Annotated in this window: 17 protein-coding genes; 7 read left to right on the top strand and 10 right to left on the bottom strand. The window is 61.2% G+C overall.

The genetic code is table 11. The features are described from left to right. Positions 1-204 precede the first annotated feature (204 nt). A complete protein-coding gene (locus ACSQ3G_RS27540; RefSeq protein ID WP_436113209.1) occupies positions 205-438 on the top strand; it encodes an AbrB/MazE/SpoVT family DNA-binding domain-containing protein in 234 nt (77 codons plus the stop codon). Further along, a complete protein-coding gene (locus tag ACSQ3G_RS27535; protein ID WP_345926804.1) occupies positions 435-839 on the top strand; it encodes a type II toxin-antitoxin system VapC family toxin in 405 nt (134 codons plus the stop codon). The genes ACSQ3G_RS27540 and ACSQ3G_RS27535 overlap by 4 nt, the downstream gene beginning before the upstream one ends. 138 nt (positions 840-977) lie before the next feature. Here the strand turns inward: ACSQ3G_RS27535 and ACSQ3G_RS27530 are convergent, their stop codons facing one another. Genes ACSQ3G_RS27530 through ACSQ3G_RS27510 form a run of 5 tightly spaced genes read right to left on the bottom strand, consistent with a single transcriptional unit; the run spans position 978 to position 6,042 of the window. After that, complete coding sequence (locus ACSQ3G_RS27530) at positions 978-1,715, bottom strand: ABC transporter ATP-binding protein (protein WP_436112520.1); 738 nt, start codon at positions 1,713-1,715, stop codon at positions 978-980. Next, a complete protein-coding gene (locus ACSQ3G_RS27525; protein ID WP_436112519.1) occupies positions 1,712-2,557 on the bottom strand; it encodes an ABC transporter ATP-binding protein in 846 nt (281 codons plus the stop codon). The genes ACSQ3G_RS27530 and ACSQ3G_RS27525 overlap by 4 nt, the downstream gene beginning before the upstream one ends. Then, the gene (locus ACSQ3G_RS27520; RefSeq protein ID WP_436112518.1) at positions 2,544-3,446 is read right to left on the bottom strand and encodes an ABC transporter permease; all 903 of its coding nucleotides are present in this window, start codon (positions 3,444-3,446) and stop codon (positions 2,544-2,546) included. The genes ACSQ3G_RS27525 and ACSQ3G_RS27520 overlap by 14 nt, the downstream gene beginning before the upstream one ends. Continuing rightward, a complete protein-coding gene (locus tag ACSQ3G_RS27515; protein ID WP_436112517.1) occupies positions 3,443-4,471 on the bottom strand; it encodes an ABC transporter permease in 1,029 nt (342 codons plus the stop codon). The genes ACSQ3G_RS27520 and ACSQ3G_RS27515 overlap by 4 nt, the downstream gene beginning before the upstream one ends. Before the next feature lie 26 nt (positions 4,472-4,497). Then, a complete protein-coding gene (locus ACSQ3G_RS27510; RefSeq protein WP_436113208.1) occupies positions 4,498-6,042 on the bottom strand; it encodes an ABC transporter substrate-binding protein in 1,545 nt (514 codons plus the stop codon). 385 nt (positions 6,043-6,427) lie between these two features. Between ACSQ3G_RS27510 and ACSQ3G_RS27505 the strand changes: the two genes are divergently transcribed. Next, positions 6,428-7,396: a mannonate dehydratase gene (locus ACSQ3G_RS27505; protein WP_436112516.1), complete on the top strand. Its 969-nt coding sequence runs from the start codon at positions 6,428-6,430 to the stop codon at positions 7,394-7,396. Between the two features lie 111 nt (positions 7,397-7,507). Here ACSQ3G_RS27505 and ACSQ3G_RS27500 read toward each other — a convergent pair whose 3' ends face one another. Continuing rightward, positions 7,508-9,079 (bottom strand): PQQ-dependent sugar dehydrogenase, encoded by a 1,572-nt coding sequence (locus ACSQ3G_RS27500; protein ID WP_436112515.1) that lies wholly within the window; start codon positions 9,077-9,079, stop codon positions 7,508-7,510. Continuing rightward, complete coding sequence (locus ACSQ3G_RS27495; protein ID WP_436112514.1) at positions 9,079-9,516, bottom strand: DUF2231 domain-containing protein; 438 nt, start codon at positions 9,514-9,516, stop codon at positions 9,079-9,081. The genes ACSQ3G_RS27500 and ACSQ3G_RS27495 overlap by 1 nt, the downstream gene beginning before the upstream one ends. A gap of 263 nt (positions 9,517-9,779) precedes the next feature. On the opposite strand from ACSQ3G_RS27495, the gene ACSQ3G_RS27490 reads away from it, so the two are divergent. The 3 genes from ACSQ3G_RS27490 to ACSQ3G_RS27480 all read left to right on the top strand — a co-directional run bounded on the left by ACSQ3G_RS27490 (position 9,780) and on the right by ACSQ3G_RS27480 (position 12,803). After that, entirely contained in the window at positions 9,780-10,031 is a 252-nt protein-coding gene (locus ACSQ3G_RS27490) for a YMGG-like glycine zipper-containing protein (RefSeq protein WP_436112513.1), read from the top strand. A gap of 278 nt (positions 10,032-10,309) precedes the next feature. Beyond that, positions 10,310-10,495, top strand: a complete 186-nt coding sequence (locus tag ACSQ3G_RS27485; RefSeq protein WP_436112512.1) for a hypothetical protein — start codon at positions 10,310-10,312, stop codon at positions 10,493-10,495. 313 nt (positions 10,496-10,808) lie between these two features. Further along, the gene (locus ACSQ3G_RS27480; RefSeq protein ID WP_436112511.1) at positions 10,809-12,803 is read left to right on the top strand and encodes a protein-L-isoaspartate(D-aspartate) O-methyltransferase; all 1,995 of its coding nucleotides are present in this window, start codon (positions 10,809-10,811) and stop codon (positions 12,801-12,803) included. A gap of 13 nt (positions 12,804-12,816) precedes the next feature. On the opposite strand, the gene ACSQ3G_RS27475 is transcribed toward ACSQ3G_RS27480, so the two are convergent. Then, entirely contained in the window at positions 12,817-13,122 is a 306-nt protein-coding gene (locus tag ACSQ3G_RS27475) for a hypothetical protein (protein ID WP_436112510.1), read from the bottom strand. Positions 13,123-13,209: 87 nt separating this feature from the next. Further along, the gene (fhuB, locus tag ACSQ3G_RS27470) at positions 13,210-15,210 is read right to left on the bottom strand and encodes a Fe(3+)-hydroxamate ABC transporter permease FhuB (RefSeq protein WP_436112509.1); all 2,001 of its coding nucleotides are present in this window, start codon (positions 15,208-15,210) and stop codon (positions 13,210-13,212) included. A gap of 64 nt (positions 15,211-15,274) precedes the next feature. Between fhuB and ACSQ3G_RS27465 the strand changes: the two genes are divergently transcribed. Further along, positions 15,275-16,032, top strand: a protein-coding gene (locus tag ACSQ3G_RS27465) for an IS5 family transposase (RefSeq protein ID WP_436112508.1) whose coding sequence is annotated in 2 segments (ribosomal slippage) — positions 15,275-15,617 and positions 15,617-16,032 — 759 coding nt in all. Because the reading frame shifts where the segments join, the coding sequence is not laid out codon by codon here. A gap of 13 nt (positions 16,033-16,045) precedes the next feature. Here the strand turns inward: ACSQ3G_RS27465 and ACSQ3G_RS27460 are convergent. Continuing rightward, complete coding sequence (locus ACSQ3G_RS27460) at positions 16,046-16,930, bottom strand: ABC transporter substrate-binding protein (RefSeq protein ID WP_436112507.1); 885 nt, start codon at positions 16,928-16,930, stop codon at positions 16,046-16,048. Between the last annotated feature and the right edge of the window lie 60 nt (positions 16,931-16,990).

Genomic DNA, 16,990 nt, shown 5'->3' with positions numbered 1-16,990 from the left:
GTATGGTTTTCCCGCACCGCTTCGCCACCCGATACGGCCGCAGAACTGTTCACTTCGAAGCCTTCGTCTATCTCGTTGTCTCGGTGATCTGGTTCGATGAAGTCCATCCGTCGCAGGCCCCAGCCGCCGAAAAGCCATGTGATGTTGATTTTCGTGCCCGATGGTAATACCTTTGAGGCCTGCGGTATTACTAGGTCACGGAAAATGACGACAACAGTCACGGCAAAAGGGCAAGTCACGATTCCGAAGGCGGTTCGGGACCTGCTCGGCATCGTTCCCGGCAGCAAGGTCGATTTCCATCGAGCTGCCGATGGGAGCGTTGTGCTGACAAGGGCTGACAAGAAGCAGCCGGCGAGCCGTTTCCAAAGACTTCGTGGCCATGCCGGAAAAGGGCTCGATACCGACGCCATCATGGCGATGACACGTGGCGAAGCGTGACGCTCGTTGACACAAATGTACTGCTCGATCTTGTAACCAATGATCCGATCTGGGCTGACTGGTCCGTAGCGCAGCTGGAAGCTGCCAGCCTCGCAGGGCCGTTGTTGATCAACGAGGTAATCTACGCAGAACTCGCTGTTCGTTATGAACGCATCGAAGAACTTGATGCCTTCATCGAAGAAGCCGGCTTAGAGCTTACTTCGTTGCCGCGCGCGGCCTTGTTTCTCGCCGGAAAGGTATTCAGGCAATACCGCGGGGCCGGCGGTTCGCGCACGGGCGTGTTACCGGACTTTTTCATCGGTTCGCAGGCAGCCGTGTGGAAACTGCCCTTGCTGACGCGGGACATCGGCCGTTATCGGACCTACTTCCCGACAATTGAGCTGATCACGCCGGATTCGTGATGTCGTATGAGGCGGCGAGAAGTTTCCCCACTTTGGTTGGAGGATCGCAGGCCTGGCACCCTGAACTTGTCACGCCGGTGCCGGTCGCCAGCCGAGCGATCTTCCTGTCCGAGAGATCGCCGGTCCGGAGTGGATGGGCTACAAAAAGCTGGCGTCGAACAGTTCGCGGGAATAGCTCGCGTGGGTCACGCCCGCCTGCAAATCCTGCCTAGTCAGTTCGTCGACAAATACGCCATTCTGCATGACGAGGACCCGATCACACATGTGGGAGATGACGGACAGATCGTGACTGACGAGAATGAACGTCAGATTGCGCTCCTCCCGCTGGTCTGCCAGCAGATTGAGTACCTCCGCCTGGATCGAGACATCGAGCGCCGAAGTCGGCTCGTCGAGAAGCAGGATCGGCGGCGACAGGATCAGCGCGCGTGCGATCGCTACGCGCTGACGCTGGCCTCCGGAAAGTTCATGCGGGAAACGGCTGGCGAAATGCGCCGGCAAGCCGACCTGTTGCAGTGCCTCCGCGACCCTTGTCCAACCGTCGCCCGCGCCCATCGACCTGATCGGTTCGGCGAGTGCGGTGCCGATGCGGTGGCGCGGATGCAGCGAGCCGTACGGGTCCTGAAACACCATCTGGGCAAGCTTCAACTCGTCGCGTGTCCGCAGCTTGCCGACCGGTTTGCCGTCAAACGATATCGATCCTGTCCATGCGCCCTCGAGGCCGGCAAGCGAGCGCAGCACCGTCGACTTGCCGCAACCGGATTCACCGACGATGCCGAGCGTTTCGCCGCGGCTCACGGCGAAGCTGACACCGCGTACGACATGATTGCTTTTATCCTTGGAGCCATAGACGACATCGAGGTTTTCGACCTTGATCATGGGCTGGTCTCCACTTCGATGGACTTGCGATCGAGGACTTTCAGACGCCTGACGGGATGTTTGGGATCCGGCATCGCGGCTATCAGGCCTCGGGTATAGGGATGCGCCGCATCTTCGAGCCTGCTCAGCGTTTCGACGACGCGGCCGGAATACATGACCAGAATGCGTTCGCAAAAAGCGGCGACCATGCGAATGTCGTGGCTGATGAGGATCAGGCCGGAGTTGTTCTCCCGCACCAGTTCATCAAGCAGCATCAGAACGTCCTTGCGTACGCTGACGTCGAGCGCGGACGTCGGTTCATCGGCGATCACGAGCTTGGGACGCGCCAGAAGCATCATCGCAATCATCACGCGCTGGCCCATGCCGCCGGATATCTGGTGCGGGTAAAGAGACAGGACGCGATCGGGATCGTTGATGCGCACTCTCGCCAGCATGTCGCGGGCGCGCGCAACGGCATCCTTGCCGCCGACGCCAAGATGCAGCTTTGCAGCCTCGGCAACCTGCTTTCCGATAGTCAGAACAGGGTTCAGCGAATAACGCGGATCCTGCATGATCAGGGCGATGTCTTTGCCGCGAAGGCCTCCCATCTGCCGTTCGGTCTTTTCCAGCAACGGGCTGCCGAGGAAATCCATCCGCTCGGCCGTCACGCCGGCGCGTTGCGGCAAGAGCCGCATGATGGCGCGGCCGGTGGTCGACTTGCCCGAACCGGATTCGCCAACGATGCCGATGCGCTCCCGTCCCACGTCAAAGCTGACATTGGAGACCGCCGGAATGGAGTTTCGGCCGAAGCGGACGTTCAGGTCGCGAACGGAGAGGACGGGCGTTTCATCAAGATCTGGCATGGCGCGGGTCCAATAGATCGCGAAGCGTGTCTCCGGCGATGTTGAAGGCAAGGCTGGTCAACAGAATGGCGAGGCCGGGCATCACCGCGACCCACCAATAATCGAGCATGAATTTTCGTCCGCTGGAAATCATCGCGCCCCATTCCGGCAGCGGCGGCTGCGCGCCGAGGCCGAGGAAGCCGAGGGAAGCCGCCGTCAGGATGATGCCTGCCATGTTGAGCGTCAGCCGCACGATCACGGAAGGAATGCACATCGGAGCGATATAGAGAAACAGGATGCGCAAGGGTGAGGCGCCATAAAGCCGGGCGGCCGCCACGTAATCCGCATTTCGCACGACGAGCGCTTCCGCGCGTGCGAGCCGGGCGATCGGTGGCCAGGCCGTCAGCGAAATGGCGACGATCGCGGTTCCCAAACCTGCCCCGAGAGCCGCGGCGAAGGCGAGCGCCAGGATCAAGGACGGAAACGACAGGACTATATCGGTGGCACGCATCAGGATGGCATCGGTGCGCCCGCCGAAAAAGCCTGCAACAACCCCGATCACCAGACCGATCGGGCCGACGATCACCGAGACGGACAGGACGGTCTGGATCGTGATGCGCGTGCCGTGAACGAGACGGCTGAAGATATCACGTCCGAATTCGTCCGTGCCGGCGAGATGCGCGAGGCTCGGAGGCTGCAGCGCGTCGCTCAATGTCTGGGCCGCGGGATCGTAGGGTGCGATCAGCGGCGCAAAGATCGCGACCACAACCAGGATGGCGAGGATGACGAAACCCATCATGCCAAGCGGTTCGTCGGCCAGCTTGTGCAGAATACGGGAGGTCGAATTCCATATCCTGGTGCCGATTGCCGGCGGCCGGATGATGGCGTCGTCCTGGGCGATATTGCTCATCGTGCGGCCTCCCGGGTACGCGGATCAAGAAGCGCGTAAGCAATGTCTGCGATGAAATTCAGGAACATGAAGATGAAACCAACAATGATGGTCGCCGCGAGGATTGCGTTCATGTCGCCGATCATGAGGGCATTGGTCATGTACTGACCGATGCCCGGCCATGAAAATACGATCTCCGTTACCACGGCGCCTTCCAGAAGGTTGCCGTAGGAGATCGCGAGGACTGTGATCAGCTGAACGGCGATATTGGGCAGGACGTGGCTGATGACGGTGCGGACCGGACCGACGCCCTTGGCGCGTGCGGCGATGACATAGTCCTGATTGAGCTGCTCCAGCGTGAACGCGCGGGTCATGCGCGTGATATAGGCCATGGCCATATAGGCCAGGATGCAGGCCGGCAGGATGATGTGCGACAGGGCGTTCCAGAATATGTCGGTCTCGCCTTCGAGCAGGCTGTCGACGAGCATCAGCCCTGTGGTCGGCTCGATCAGGCCTTCGTAGAAGACATCGACGCGGCCTGGCCCACCGACCAGATTGAGGCCGGCATAGAAGATGACCAACCCCACGATACCGAACCAGAAGACCGGGATCGAATGTCCGACCAGGGCGAAGACGCGGGCGAACTTGTCGATCGCGCTATCCCTGAAAAGGCCGGCTGCCAGGCCGAGGGGAACGCCGATCAGCGTGGAAATCAACACCGCGAGCGTTGCAAGTTCCAGCGTCGCCGGGAAAGCCTGGGACAGGTCCTTGGTGACTGCGTTGCCGGTCAGGATGGCCGTGCCCATATCGCCGTGCAGCAGTCCCCAGACATAGACGAAGAATTGCTGGTAGAGCGGCAAGTCGAGCCCAAGCCTGACGCGCATGGCCTCGTAGGCTTTCGGATCGGCGAGTTCGCCGACAATGGCCCCGACCGGATCGGTCGGCATGACGCGGCCGATCACGAAGGTGACGCACAACAGGATGAACAGGCTGACGATCAGATGGAGAAGTCGTCGTCCCAGCTCGCCTAACGAAAGTTCCTTCATGATCGGCTGCCTGACCTGACGTTAAGTTACTTATCGGTCTTCGTGACGCCTTCCAGACGTGTCGTCTGGCTCGGATGCCCGACATACCCCTGCACACGGCTGGTCAGGACGATCGGTTCGTAGCGTTCGAAAAGCGGCAGAACGGCAGGTTTCTGGGCAACGAACATTTCCTGCATCTGAACGTAAAGCGCTCCGCGCTTCTTCGCGTCCGGCTCCAGCGCAGCCTTGGCGGTGATGGCCGTCAGCTCAGGGATATCCCAGCCGGACCGCCATACGAAGTTGCCGGCATTGTTGGCCTTCAGCGAATTGTCCGGATTGCTCGAGAATTGCTCCATCGCGCCCAGGACATTCGGCATATAGGCCCCTGTCTGGGGGATCAGGAGATCGAAATCTCGCGCTCGGTGCGCGGCGATGATATCCGCACCATTGCCCTGCATGATGTTGATCTTCACGCCGATCTGGCCGAGCGAGGCCTGGATCGCGGTTGCAAGATCGATGCGCGGCGTCTGGGCAATCGTCTTGAGGTTCAGCGTGAAGCCGTCCTTGTACCCGGCTTCCGCCAGCAAGGCCTTTGCCTTTGCCACGTCCAGCTTCCAGTCCGGGCTCGGAATGGCATATTCGAAGTTTTCCGGAACGGGAACGGTGCGCGCCCGGCCGTATGGCCCCATGATCGCCTTTTCCATACCCTTGTAGTCGATGCCATAGGCAAGCGCTTCGCGGACCTTCGGATTGGAGAGCGGCTCCTTGCCGGCGTTCATCGACAGGACATAGAAACCCCCTGTCGGGACGCGCTGGATTTGATAACCCTGCTTGCCGTTGAATGTCGCAAGGTCGGTCGCGGTCAGTGCGCTGGCGATGTCGATATCGCCACGCTCAAGCATCAGCCGCTCGACCTGGCTTTCCGGCACATGGCGAACGACGACGCGGCGCATCTTCGGCTGACCGGCGACGTAATTCTTGTTCGCGTCGAGGATGACGATCTCGTTCGGCGTCCACTTGTTCAGCGTGAAAGGACCCGAGCCTGCCGAATTGGTGCGCAACCACGCATTGCCCCAGTCGTCGTTGACGACATGGCTCTTCAGTTCCTTGCTGTCGACAACGCTCGCGATGACCATCGCCAGGCGATAGAGCAGGAGCTCCGACGTGACCTCGCCGGAAAGGTCTACACGCACAGTCTTCTCGTCCGGCGCCGTTACCAGCTTTTCGACATTGCCGCCGTTGTAGCCGACGCGCTTGAGATTGGCGGCCGCGGCCTGGTCGAGTTTCAGGAGGCGGGTGATCGAGTAGACAACGTCCGCGGAGGTGACCGGGTTGCCCGAGGCGAATTCCGCCTTGCGCAGATGGAACGTGATCCCCTTGTCGTCGATCTCCCACTTTTCGGCGAGCTGCGGGGAAATCTTTCCGGAACCGTCGGTGGAAACCAGGCGATCGTAGAGGTTTGCCATGATCTCGTTGGCCTTGGCTTCCGTCGCCTGATGCGGATCCAGCGAGAGAACCTGGGCAAGCGAAGTCGCAATGACGAGCTGGTTGGCCGGCGTCTCGGCAAAAGCCGCTGGCGTGCCGAAAGACATGACGGCAAAAGCCGCGCCAACGAGCAATCGGGTGCAAAGGTATTTCATTGTAACTCCTCCCAGAGTGAACCAAAGACATAGCCGGTTGTTCAAATGTTGTATGATGACTTAGCCAACTTTTCTGGGGATGGCAAGCTTGCCGCATGAGCTTTCCGCAAGCCTACATTTTACAGAGCGTGGTGAGTTAACGATAAACCTTTCTGATAATGCGTATTATCAATCGATTTTCTGCGGGAATCTCAAGAAAAATCGGGCGATCGCAGCTAGCTGTTCAGGTATAGTTCCGCCACCCGATCTCCACGCTTGCCGCACGAAGATTCTCGACAGCCGGTAAAAAATCATATTAGGTCGTATGATATATGATACGCTTAGGGAGGATGTGAAAATGTATGTTGGCACACAAGTTGGCGCGAGAGATGATGACGACTACCGCGTTTTCGCCCAATTGGGATTGAAACACATCTGCGCAGATCCGCCCGGCGCGCCGTCGAGCTGGAAACTGGAAGATCTCGAACGTCATCGCGACAAGATTGAAAGCTTCGGGCTCATCCTCGACATGATCCAGCTTCCACTTCCGTCGCAGCCCATCGAGAAGGCATCCTATCCGGACATCCTCCTCAAGGGTCCCGATCGCGACCGGCAGATCGAGGCTGTATGCAGGTTGATCGAGGATACGGCCAAGGCCGGAATCCCGTCGGTGAAATACAATCTCAACCTGATCGGCATCCCACGTACGGAGATGGAACCTGGGCGGGGCGGGTCACTGAACGAAGCCTTTCGATGGGACAAGGCCGACCAGCAGGCCGAGCCAGGCCTGGCGGGCGTGCTGTCCGAGGACGAAAACTGGGAGCGGATCGACTATTTTCTGGAACGTGTGGTGCCTGTCGCAGAGAGCAACAAGGTGCGGCTTGCCTGCCATCCGCATGACCCTTACACCCCGCCCGGCTACAAGGGCGTTACTCGCGTGCTCGGCACCGTCGAGGGTTTGAAAAAGTTCGTGCTGATGCGCGAGAGCCCCTATCACGGTCTCAATTTTTGCCAGGGCTCGATCGGCGAAATGCTGGACAATCCCGGACAAGAAATCGACGATATTATTCGTTGGTTCGGGACACGCGGCAAGATCTTCAATGTCCACTTCCGTAACATCGCGGGCGGAAAGCTGTCTTTCATGGAGACCTTTCCGGACGAGGGTGACATGGACATGGTGCGCTCTCTCAAAGTTTATAAAGAGGTCGGCTATCGCTACATGATCATGCCGGATCACGTTCCCACGATAAGCGGCCGCGACCCCACGGGCGTAGCCTTTGCTTTTTGCTACGGTTATATCGCTGCCCTGCTCGAAGCCATGAAATAGCGGCTTTTGACGGTCACTTGGACGCCACGTCGTTGATGGAAGCCGCAGGCCCGCGGCTTCCATCGCGAAGTGTTGCAGCAGGTGCCTTCCTTGATCTTGCGGTCTAACTCGTCAAGGGCCCGTCGCTGGAGCGATCTGCATCTGGGCGGGTACGAGCTTATCCGGTTGGCCGGAAAGCGGCTTCTGACCGGTCAGGCGCTCGTCGGCAGACGTGGGAGGCCGCGCGGATTGCGTGGTCGACGCGGTGATTTCCGTTCCGATACCGGATACTCCGTCAGGACGTCTGTCGGTCTTCGCCGGCGATGACAGTTGCTGATTGACAGGCACTTGGTCCGTGCCGATCGGCTGCGGCGTGACCCGACCGTCGGATGAAGCAACGCGCCAGACGGTATCGCCGGCGTCATCGGCGACAAGCAGCGCTCCGGTCCCATCGATCCCGACGCCGACCGGCCGTCCTTTCGCCTGATCACCCTGGATAAAGCCTGTGACGACATCCTGCGACTTGCCAGATGGCTTGCCATTCTGGAACGGTACGAAGATGACTTTGTAGCCATTGAAGCTGTCCCGGTTCCAGCTGCCGTGCTCGCCGATGAAGGCGCCGTTGGCGTATGCAGCCGGCAGCGCGGAATTCATCGAGAAAGTCAGCCCGAGCGCGGCGACATGGCTGGACAGGGCGTAATCCGGCTGGATTGCCTTTTCGACCATGTCGGGACGTGGCGGATGAACGCGAGCGTCGACGTGGTTGCCGTAGTAGCTCCACGGCCAGCCGTAGAAGGCGCCGTCCTGCACCGAGGTCACGTAGTCGGGAACGAGGTTCGGGCCGAGTTCGTCGCGCTCGTTGACAACGGTCCAGAGGGTACCCGTTTCGGGGTTGAAGGCAAGGCCGTTCGGGTTGCGCAGACCCGAGGCGAAAACGCGGGCGGCGCCGGTCTGCCGGTCGACCTGCCAGATCGCCGCACGCCCCTTTTCCGCTTCGAGCCCGTTCTCGACGATGTTGGAATTTGATCCGACCGAGACATAGAGCGTCCGGCCGTCGGGGCTAAGGGCCAGATCTTTTGTCCAATGATGATTGATCGGGCCGCCGGGCAGGGGCGTCAGCGTTTTCGCTTGTGCGGCGATCTCGTTCTGGCCGAGTTCGTAGGGGTAGGCAAGGATAGCGCTCGTCGTGGCGACATAAAGCGTGTTGTCTATCCAGGCGAGGCCGAAGGGAGAATCGAGCTTCTTCAGGAGGTCATGGCGTTCATCGACCGTGCCGTCGCGATTGGTGTCACGCAGCAGGGTGATGATATTGCTTTCTTTCTGTTCACCGCCGCCGCCGTGGGCGATCGACATGATCCAGTCGCGGATGAAATCCTTCGGCCGCGAGGTCGGCTCGCCGGCGGGACCGCGGGACTGGACGACGAGCACATCGCCATTTGGCAGGGTATGGACGGTGCGGGGATTGGCAAGGTCCTTGGCATAGGCCGTGACCTTCAGGCCATCGGGAATGGCAGGCGTCTCGCCGTCCTTCCAGCCGACCACTTCCGCGACCTTCAGATCAGGTATCAGGGAAGGAGAGGGGTCAGGCAGAACCGGGTTCGGGCCGATCTGCTGGGACAGATCGAACGTTGTTTCCTGCGCCGACGCGCCGAACCCGAGGGAAAGCGACAGAACCGATGTGCCGAGAATGAGGGACCTCATCATCATATCCTCCAGGCCAATCTGGCATATTTGCGGGCGGAAACGGCGGCTGCCACCAGGCAAAGAACGAATGTAACGGCAGAGAGCGCCAGTCCATAAGGGACCACGGCGGTCCATCCGTCGCCGGCATGGACGAGGCTGTTGAGGACGGCAAGGGCGAGGATGATCAGGTAGAGAAGCGCCGACGGGAATGCCGGCCGCAGCGGACGAGTGCGGGGCCGCGCGAGGTCTATGAGGCCAGCCAGTACGGCAACCACGCCGAACACCAGGCCGGCGCACAACAGCCATGCGGAGAAGTTCTGCCACATGAGGTTGTTGCGCTGCCAGAAGGCGATATCGGTTGCGAGCGCAAGCGTGAAGCAGACGAAAGGGAACGGGACGAAAAGCGACTGGATCGGATAGGCGGCCGCGTCTCGATCATTGGAGGAAAGTACAGCCATGGCATGCTCCCAGAGGCAAGAGCGCAAAATATGCCATTCAACCCGCGGAGGCAGGGGATGGTTCCGTTCCGGTCTCGCAAAGCCTTGAAGCCAGCGGCATTCTTCGCCGGCAGAGCTGTCCCTCAATTGCTTTGGAACTTTCGGCATCGGACTTGGTTCGGGGACCTTAGCGCGACGTTCCAGCCAAAGCCGACACTCGGCGTGTCGCGCCGCCATGCCCAACAAGCCAGTCTATCAGTGAGAAAACTTGAACGGAGGTTCCAATGAAAAAGTTTTTCGTCATCGGATGTGTAGGGTTGTTCCTCACAGCTTGCACGTCGACTGAACGTGGGGCGGGAATCGGCGCTGCCACGGGTGCCGTCGTCGGCGGCGTGGCAACCGGTAACGTTCGCGGTGCCGCGGTTGGTGCGGCCGTGGGTGGCGTATCCGGGGCCTTGATCGGGAATGTCGCGGGGCAGCCCGGCCGCTGCTACTACCGCGACCGCGATGGGAACCGCTACGTCGATCGATGCTGAGTTCTTCCGGCCTTCGTCGGCAGGACTCGATGCCTCGACGATGCTCGCGAGCAATACAACTCGCGAGGATTCGGGTTCACGTCCATGACCAACGGACGCGGCCTCAGCCGTTACTGAGACCGCTAACACTTTCAACGATTCCGCATCGTAGCCATGCCGGCGATAGTCATTCGCTTTAGCCGTTGACGGCGGACTTGCAGACTATGGGGTAAGCCATGGCCTCCGTTGAGAATATTGAAAACGAGCCGATCGGAGATTTGGTAGCCAGGATGGAGACCATGACCGATGAGGAGGTTTTCATCGCCATGCGTCAGCTGGAACTGGCGAGCGAGGCAGCGCGGGAAGAGGGCCGCGACGACATCCTTGCCAGAATTGCCCTGGTCGAGAGCGAGATCGAGCGGCGTTATCCGGGACAGGTTCTGGCGCCATATCGTGAATGGAAGCAGCGCGGGATTGTCCAGTAACCGGACCGTTCGACAGTGCCGCCTGAGGAGATCAGTTATGCCTGGGGAGATAAGTTATGGAAGAGAAGCAGGAGCGGCGCGTACCGCCTGAGCCGGGGACGGATGACGCAAGGTGCGCGGACACGGAGCGGAGCCGCAAGGAACGGGAGGCGGCAATGGAGAGGGCTCTCCGAGTGACGGAGAGAATTCTGCAGGACGAGAGACGATCTCCGAGCGATGCCCAGAGCACGACTCGATCGTCACGCCCTTACTGAATGCGGCACCGTCGCCTGGCGGGAACGATCGAGAGGTGAGCAGAAGGAAGGAGGCCAAGATGGTCGACTACCAGCGCATGCGCGATCACATGGCCGAGGTTCACATAAGGCGACGTGGAATAAGGGATGAGCATGTCCTCAATGCGATGCGTGCCGTGCCGCGAGAGCGCTTCGTCGCCGAAGGCATGGCCGAATTCGCCTACGAGGATGCGCCTCTGCGCATAGAGGAGGGGCAGACTATTTCGCAGCCCTACATCGTCGCGGCGATGATCGAGGCGGCCGAGCTGCGGGCGGGCGATCGTGTGCTCGAGGTCGGAGCCGGTTCCGGCTACGCGGCCGCGGTGATGGGCCAGATCGCGGAGCGCGTCTATGCGATCGAGCGCCACGAGGCCCTGGCCGCATCGGCAAAGCAGCGCCTGGCTGATCTCGGCTATGACAATGTCGAGGTTCTTGCTGGCGACGGCACTCGAGGACTTCCCGAGCAAGCGCCGTTCGACGCAATTGTGGTGGCCGCGGGCGCTCCGGCGGTGCCGGAAGCGCTGAAGGAGCAGCTTACAATCGGCGGGCGGCTCGTGATCCCCGTGGGTGGGGAGTCTAGCCAGACGCTCTGCAAGGTTATCCGGCGCACGGCGACCAGCTATGAGGAATCGAATCTCGGAGCGGTGATGTTCGTGCCGCTCATCGGGGAGCAGGGCTGGGCCGAAGATGGCCGGCGCTCCGCGAGCAATCACAAGCCGGGCATTTCTCGCAAGCAGAGCCTGCCGACAATGATTGCCGAAGCGGCCGAAGACCTGCCGGATTTCGACGATCCAGCATTCGGCCGCCTGTTCGACCGCTTCGGCGACCGACGCGTGGTTTTACTGGGGGAAGCGAGCCACGGGACCGCTGAATTCTATCGGGCCCGTGCCGCGATCACGCGTCACCTGATCGTCCATCGGGGATACACGATTGTCGCGGTCGAGGCAGATTGGCCGGATGCGGCGAAAGTTGATCGATACGTCCGACACCGGTCCGCGTCAGAACGGGATGAGCCTCCGTTCCAACGTTTCCCGACCTGGATGTGGCGCAACACGGAAGTTCGGGCACTGACCGAATGGATGCGAAAGCACAATGCGGGTCTCGACGCCATGGAAGAGCGGGCGGGCTTCTACGGGCTCGATATCTACAACATGTCCGCCTCGATCGGAGCTGTGCTTGATTATCTGGATCGGGTCGATCCGCAGGCGGCGGCTGTGGCGCGCGAGCGCTACGGCTGCCTGACGCCCTGGCAACAGAACCCCGCGACCTATGGCCGGGCGGCGCTCAGCCGCGGTTATGCCGAATGCGAGCAGGCGGTGATCGAGCAATGCCAGGCGCTGCTGCGCAAGCGGCTCGACTATGCAAACAACGACGGCGATGCCTTTCTCGATGCCGCCCAGAACGCCCGGCTGATCGCGTCCGCGGAGCGCTACTACCGGATCATGTATTACGGCGGAGCGGAAAGCTGGAACCTGCGTGACACCCATATGTTCGAAACGCTGCAGCATCTTCTTGATGCCAAGGGACCGGATGCCAAGGCGATTGTCTGGGCCCATAACAGTCACATCGGCGATGCCCGCTCTACCGATATGGGTGCAATCCGTAACGAGCTCAATATTGGACAGCTCTGCCGGGAAGCTTTCGCAAGCGAGGCAGCACTTGTCGGTTTCGGCACCCATGCCGGCACGGTGGCCGCCGCGCACGACTGGGACGGAGACATGCAGGTCATGCGCGTCAATCCCTCCCGCCCGGATAGCTACGAGCGGCTATGCCATGATGCGGGTAAAACCCGGTTCCTGCTTGATCTTTCGCCTGGCAAGCATGAGCCGCTGAGACGCCGTCTCTCGGAGCCGCGGCTTGAGCGCTTCATCGGCGTCATCTACCGGCCCGACACGGAGCTGTGGAGCCACTACAGCCAGGCAATCCTTCCCGAGCAGTTCGATGCCTATGTCTGGTTCGACGAGACCCAGGCGGTGACGCCGCTCGGACCGGAGCACCATCGCGGCATGCCGGAAACCTATCCCTTTGGCGAATAGGCTACGGTGCTATTCAGTTGAAGGAACGAGACGTGGCAAGCAAGCCGGCCGCCTCGGCGAGTTTTTCAGGATCCTTGAGGCCGCGGCAGTAAAGGTCGTACACGATAGGTGCGACTGAATCGGCGCTGCGTTCTGATTTTTCGGCTGCAACAATGACAGCGTGTCGGAGAAGGGAAATGTCTCCCATCGTCATTGCGCGCGCTGGAAAAGGATTGTGATACGTCATATCGGCCTCCTTGAAGTGGCGAATTCTAATCTCCGCGAAGCGCTTTTTCCACAGATAATGACCGCCGGCGGCCTTCTGTGCGGTGCCGTACAAACCTTCACCCAGTCGGGAATCAAAATAGCCGAGGGCACAGGGCTAGCCAAACATTGATGGTGCCGGACGGCGCGAAGCGTTAGGCCATTACGGGGAGCGTTCCTTTAACCCAAGCAGCCAGAGAAGATAAGGCCCGCCGATCAGCGCCGCGAAGAGGCCGACCGGGACCTGATAGGGATAGATGACGACCCGCGACAGCCAGTCGGCCATCATCAGTACGCCTGCGCCAATCAGGATTGCCGCTGCAAGCTGGCATCGCAGGTTCTGGAAGCCGATGAGCCGCGCGAGATGCGGGGCGATCAGTCCTGTCAGGCTCAAGGGGCCAACGAGGAAGGACGAGATCGCCGTCATCAATGCCGCAAAGATCGCGAGCACGAGGCGGGACGGCAGGACGCGAAGGCCGACGCTGCGGGAAAGGCTAGTCCCGAGCGGCAGGATGGTGAGCCAGCGGATCATGAAGAAAAGCGGCGCCGTCAACACCACGAGCGCGATCATCGCCATCCAGGCTTCGAAGATGCCGGCGCGATTGGTCGATCCCGCCATCCAGGTGAGCAGGATATAGCTGCGCATGTCGCCCTGGGCGAGCACCGTGCTGACGATCGCCATGCAGAAGGCGCTGATGGCGATGCCGGCAAGCAGCAGTCGTTCGGCCGAAAACCCGGAACGGCCGGCAATCGCAATCATCACCAGGAAGGCGGCGAGCGAGCCGAGCGCCATGCTGAGAAGCATGATGGCAGGCGATGGGATGCTGAACAGGAAGAGAGCGGCCGTCAGCCCGGCACCTCCGCCGCTCGAAACGCCAAGCACTTCGGGACTGGCGATCGGATTGCCGGTCACGCGCTGCATGATGAAGCCGGCTGCTCCGAGCATGGCGCCGGCACCGCCGGCTGCCAGGAGACGCGGCAGACGAAACGGCAGAAGTTCGGAAAAGAGCGGGCCGATTGCGACGTTCCAGCCGTGATCCGTCGGACCTAGCGCAAGTACGAGGACGAAGATGATGAAAAGCGCCAAGGCAAGTAGCGACAGTGCGCCAGCGGGCTTTCGAAGCTGTCGGCAGGCGGCGTCGGCCGTTGCGGTCGCGGCAGAAATTCCGTGGACGCGCGGCAGCAGCAGGAGAAGCAGCGGCCCGCCGAGCAGTGCGGTAGCGGTACCCGCCGGCACCAGATCGGAAAAACCCGGTCCCAGCAATTGGGTTAGGCAATCGGACAGGAAAAGCACCGCAGCTCCCGTGAGAGGCGCGGCCATCATCACCTGTCCGGTGGTTCGCGCACCGCAGAACCTGGCCATGGCGGGTGCTGCGAGCCCCAGGAAGCCGATGATGCCGACTGTTGCCGTGACCGAGGCGGACAGCCAGACGGCCAGAACGAGGATCGAAAACCGGACACCATGCAGCGCGACGCCGAGGCTTTTGGCACTGGAATCGTCAAGCGCCAGGACATTCAGGGGCCGCAGCAACAGCGCCGCGGCGATGATGCCCGCCGCAAGCCGCGGCGCCAGCGAGGTGACACCACTCCAGTCCTGCTGGTTGAGCGCTCCCGCACCCCAGATATGGATCGACATGGCATATTCGCCGCGCGCCAGGATCAGCATCACGCTGAGCGAGGCCGCGATCAGGCTGACGATCATGCCGGAGAGCGCGACCGTGACCGGATCGAGCCCGCGTCGCCAGCTCAGCGCCAGCACGATCGCGACCGCGGTAAAGCCGCCGGCAAAGGCGAGCAGTTCGCGGGAAATGCCGGTCAGAAGCGGCAGAAAACTGAGGCCGAGCGTCAGCGCCAGTTGTGCCCCCGAGGCGATGCCAAGGGTTGAGGCATCGGCGATCGGATTGCGCAATACCCGTTGCAGCAGCGCACCGGAAAGACCGAGCGCTGCCCCTGCGATCAGCGCAATCGCGGCACGAGGCAGAAGACTGTTCCACAGCAGGATCGCATCGAGCGCAGCCGCGGTCGTCGCTGCCCCGGGAACGTGCGGGCGAAACGCCAGAAGCAGAGCGAAGGAAACAACGCAGGCGATGCCGAGCACGATCGCAGGAAGAGCGCGGGGCAGGCCTGCGCGCATAGGCATCGGGAGACTAGGACCAATCGACATTCAGGATTCCCAAATCACCTGACCGCTGATTCATAGGACACCGTGTTGAACCACGGGGGTCGTTATGGCGGCTAAGCGTTATGAACTGAGCGATGGGCAGTGGGCGAAGATTGTGTCCTTGTTGCCGGGCAAGGTGGGCGATCCGGGGCGTACAGGCTCGGACAACCGGTTGTTTATCAATGGTTGCCTCTGGGTTTTGCGCTCCGGCGCACATTGGCGCGATCTGCCGGAGCGGTATGGCAAGTGGAAGACGGTGCATAAGCGCTTCAGCCGCTGGTGCCATGCTGGCATCTGGGAGCAGGTGTTCGAGACGCTGACGGCCGATCGTGACAACCAATACCTGATGATCGACAGCACGATCGTCCGTGCCCATCAGCAGGCAGCTTCCGGAAAAGGGGGGCCAAGGATCAGGCGTTGGGGCGTTCCAGAGGCGGACTGACCACCAAGATCCACATGCTGGCCGATGCGCTGGGTCGACCGTTGCGTTTCATCGTGACTGCCGGTCAGGTCGGCGACATCACGCAAGCGCCGGCGCTTCTGGAGGGGCAGATCGGCAATGCCGTGCTGGCTGACAAAGCCTATGACAGCAATGCTTTGCGGGAAACGATTGCCGACATGGGAGCCGAGGCGGTGATCCCGTCAAACCGCTCGCGCAAGATCATCATTCCGCACGATGAACTCGCCTACATCAATCGAAACCGCATCGAGCGCTGCTTCAACCGAATGAAGCACTTCCGCCGCTTCGCCACCCGCTACGACCGCAGAACCATTCACTTCCAAGGCTTCCTCTATCTCGTCGCCGCTATGATCTGGCTGCGATGAATGTCGATTCCTCCTAGCCGTTGCGGGCATTGGAAAACCCTTCCGCCAGGAAATCCGCAAAACGGCTTGCGGCCGGCAGCGCCCCGTAGGGATTGATCGATCCGACGGTCAGCACGCGATTTTCCCGCACCGCAGGCAGGGCCTTCCAGAAAGCGCTTTCGGTCAGCGCCGCAAAGGCATCCTCCGGATGCGGAGGGATGAGGACGATCCAGGCCTCGGGCATGGAGGCCAGCGTCTCGATGCCCATCGGCGCCATGGCCGAATAACTGGTCGCGCCCGTCCAGGCATTGGCAAGCCCGACGCGTTTCAACACCTCGCCGAACATGCTGTCGGAACCGAAGACCCGGTAATGGCGCGCATCGCCGAGGTTGATCGGCAAGATAGGTCGGCCGTCACCCCTGGCAAGGAGGCTCTTGTAGCGATCGAGCCGGGCAGCGAGTTCTTCGACCATCCTGCGGGCCGCAGGTCGCCGCAAGCGCTCGCCGATCGCCAGCGTTGCCTGTTCTGCAAGGATGTACGGGTTTTCGCCCGGCGTGTAGATCGAATGGTTTTCGACCGGCGCGATCCGGCTCATCAGCGGGTCGGCCCAGGCGTAGAAGTTCGAGTTGAGGATCAGGTCCGGGCGGGCAAAGCGCAGCACCTCGAAATTCGGCGTACCGCGCAGGCCGAGATCGGCAACGCTATCGGGGACATCGGGCTTGACCGCAACCTGGCGGAACTGGCGAAGCTCGATCGCCGCCACGACATTGGCGCCGATCGCAAGCAGCGTTTCGAGAAGCGCCCAGTCGAGCGTTGCAACCCGCGGCCCTGTTTCCTGCGCCCGCAGAGGGTGCGCCGCCGCCAAGGCGACTGCGGCTGAAAGCATGGTTCTGCGGGTAAATTGCTGCACTGTCGGCATGTCTCCAAAGGCACAGGAAGGCCCGAGCCGGGCCTTCCTGCAGAACGTGTTTCAGATCGT

The organism is Neorhizobium tomejilense, assembly GCF_964254135.1.
In the GTDB taxonomy this organism is placed as follows: domain Bacteria; phylum Pseudomonadota; class Alphaproteobacteria; order Rhizobiales; family Rhizobiaceae; genus Neorhizobium; species Neorhizobium tomejilense.
This window is presented reverse-complemented; position numbering and strand designations above follow the sequence as displayed.

Bases quoted from the DNA above. Each gene is read 5' to 3' on its own strand.
- ACSQ3G_RS27540 (WP_436113209.1), top strand. From the start codon at position 205: ATGACGACAACAGTCACGGCAAAAGGGCAAGTCACGATTCCGAAGGCG.
- ACSQ3G_RS27530 (WP_436112520.1), bottom strand. From the start codon at position 1,715: ATGATCAAGGTCGAAAACCTCGATGTCGTCTATGGCTCCAAGGATAAA.
- ACSQ3G_RS27525 (WP_436112519.1), bottom strand. From the start codon at position 2,557: ATGCCAGATCTTGATGAAACGCCCGTCCTCTCCGTTCGCGACCTGAAC.
- ACSQ3G_RS27520 (WP_436112518.1), bottom strand. From the start codon at position 3,446: ATGAGCAATATCGCCCAGGACGACGCCATCATCCGGCCGCCGGCAATC.
- ACSQ3G_RS27515 (WP_436112517.1), bottom strand. From the start codon at position 4,471: ATGAAGGAACTTTCGTTAGGCGAGCTGGGACGACGACTTCTCCATCTG.
- ACSQ3G_RS27510 (WP_436113208.1), bottom strand. From the start codon at position 6,042: ATGTCTTTCGGCACGCCAGCGGCTTTTGCCGAGACGCCGGCCAACCAG.
- ACSQ3G_RS27505 (WP_436112516.1), top strand. From the start codon at position 6,428: ATGTATGTTGGCACACAAGTTGGCGCGAGAGATGATGACGACTACCGC.
- ACSQ3G_RS27500 (WP_436112515.1), bottom strand. From the start codon at position 9,079: ATGATGAGGTCCCTCATTCTCGGCACATCGGTTCTGTCGCTTTCCCTC.
- ACSQ3G_RS27495 (WP_436112514.1), bottom strand. From the start codon at position 9,516: ATGGCTGTACTTTCCTCCAATGATCGAGACGCGGCCGCCTATCCGATC.
- ACSQ3G_RS27490 (WP_436112513.1), top strand. From the start codon at position 9,780: ATGAAAAAGTTTTTCGTCATCGGATGTGTAGGGTTGTTCCTCACAGCT.
- ACSQ3G_RS27485 (WP_436112512.1), top strand. From the start codon at position 10,310: ATGACCGATGAGGAGGTTTTCATCGCCATGCGTCAGCTGGAACTGGCG.
- ACSQ3G_RS27480 (WP_436112511.1), top strand. From the start codon at position 10,809: ATGGTCGACTACCAGCGCATGCGCGATCACATGGCCGAGGTTCACATA.
- fhuB (WP_436112509.1), bottom strand. From the start codon at position 15,210: ATGTCGATTGGTCCTAGTCTCCCGATGCCTATGCGCGCAGGCCTGCCC.
- ACSQ3G_RS27460 (WP_436112507.1), bottom strand. From the start codon at position 16,930: ATGCCGACAGTGCAGCAATTTACCCGCAGAACCATGCTTTCAGCCGCA.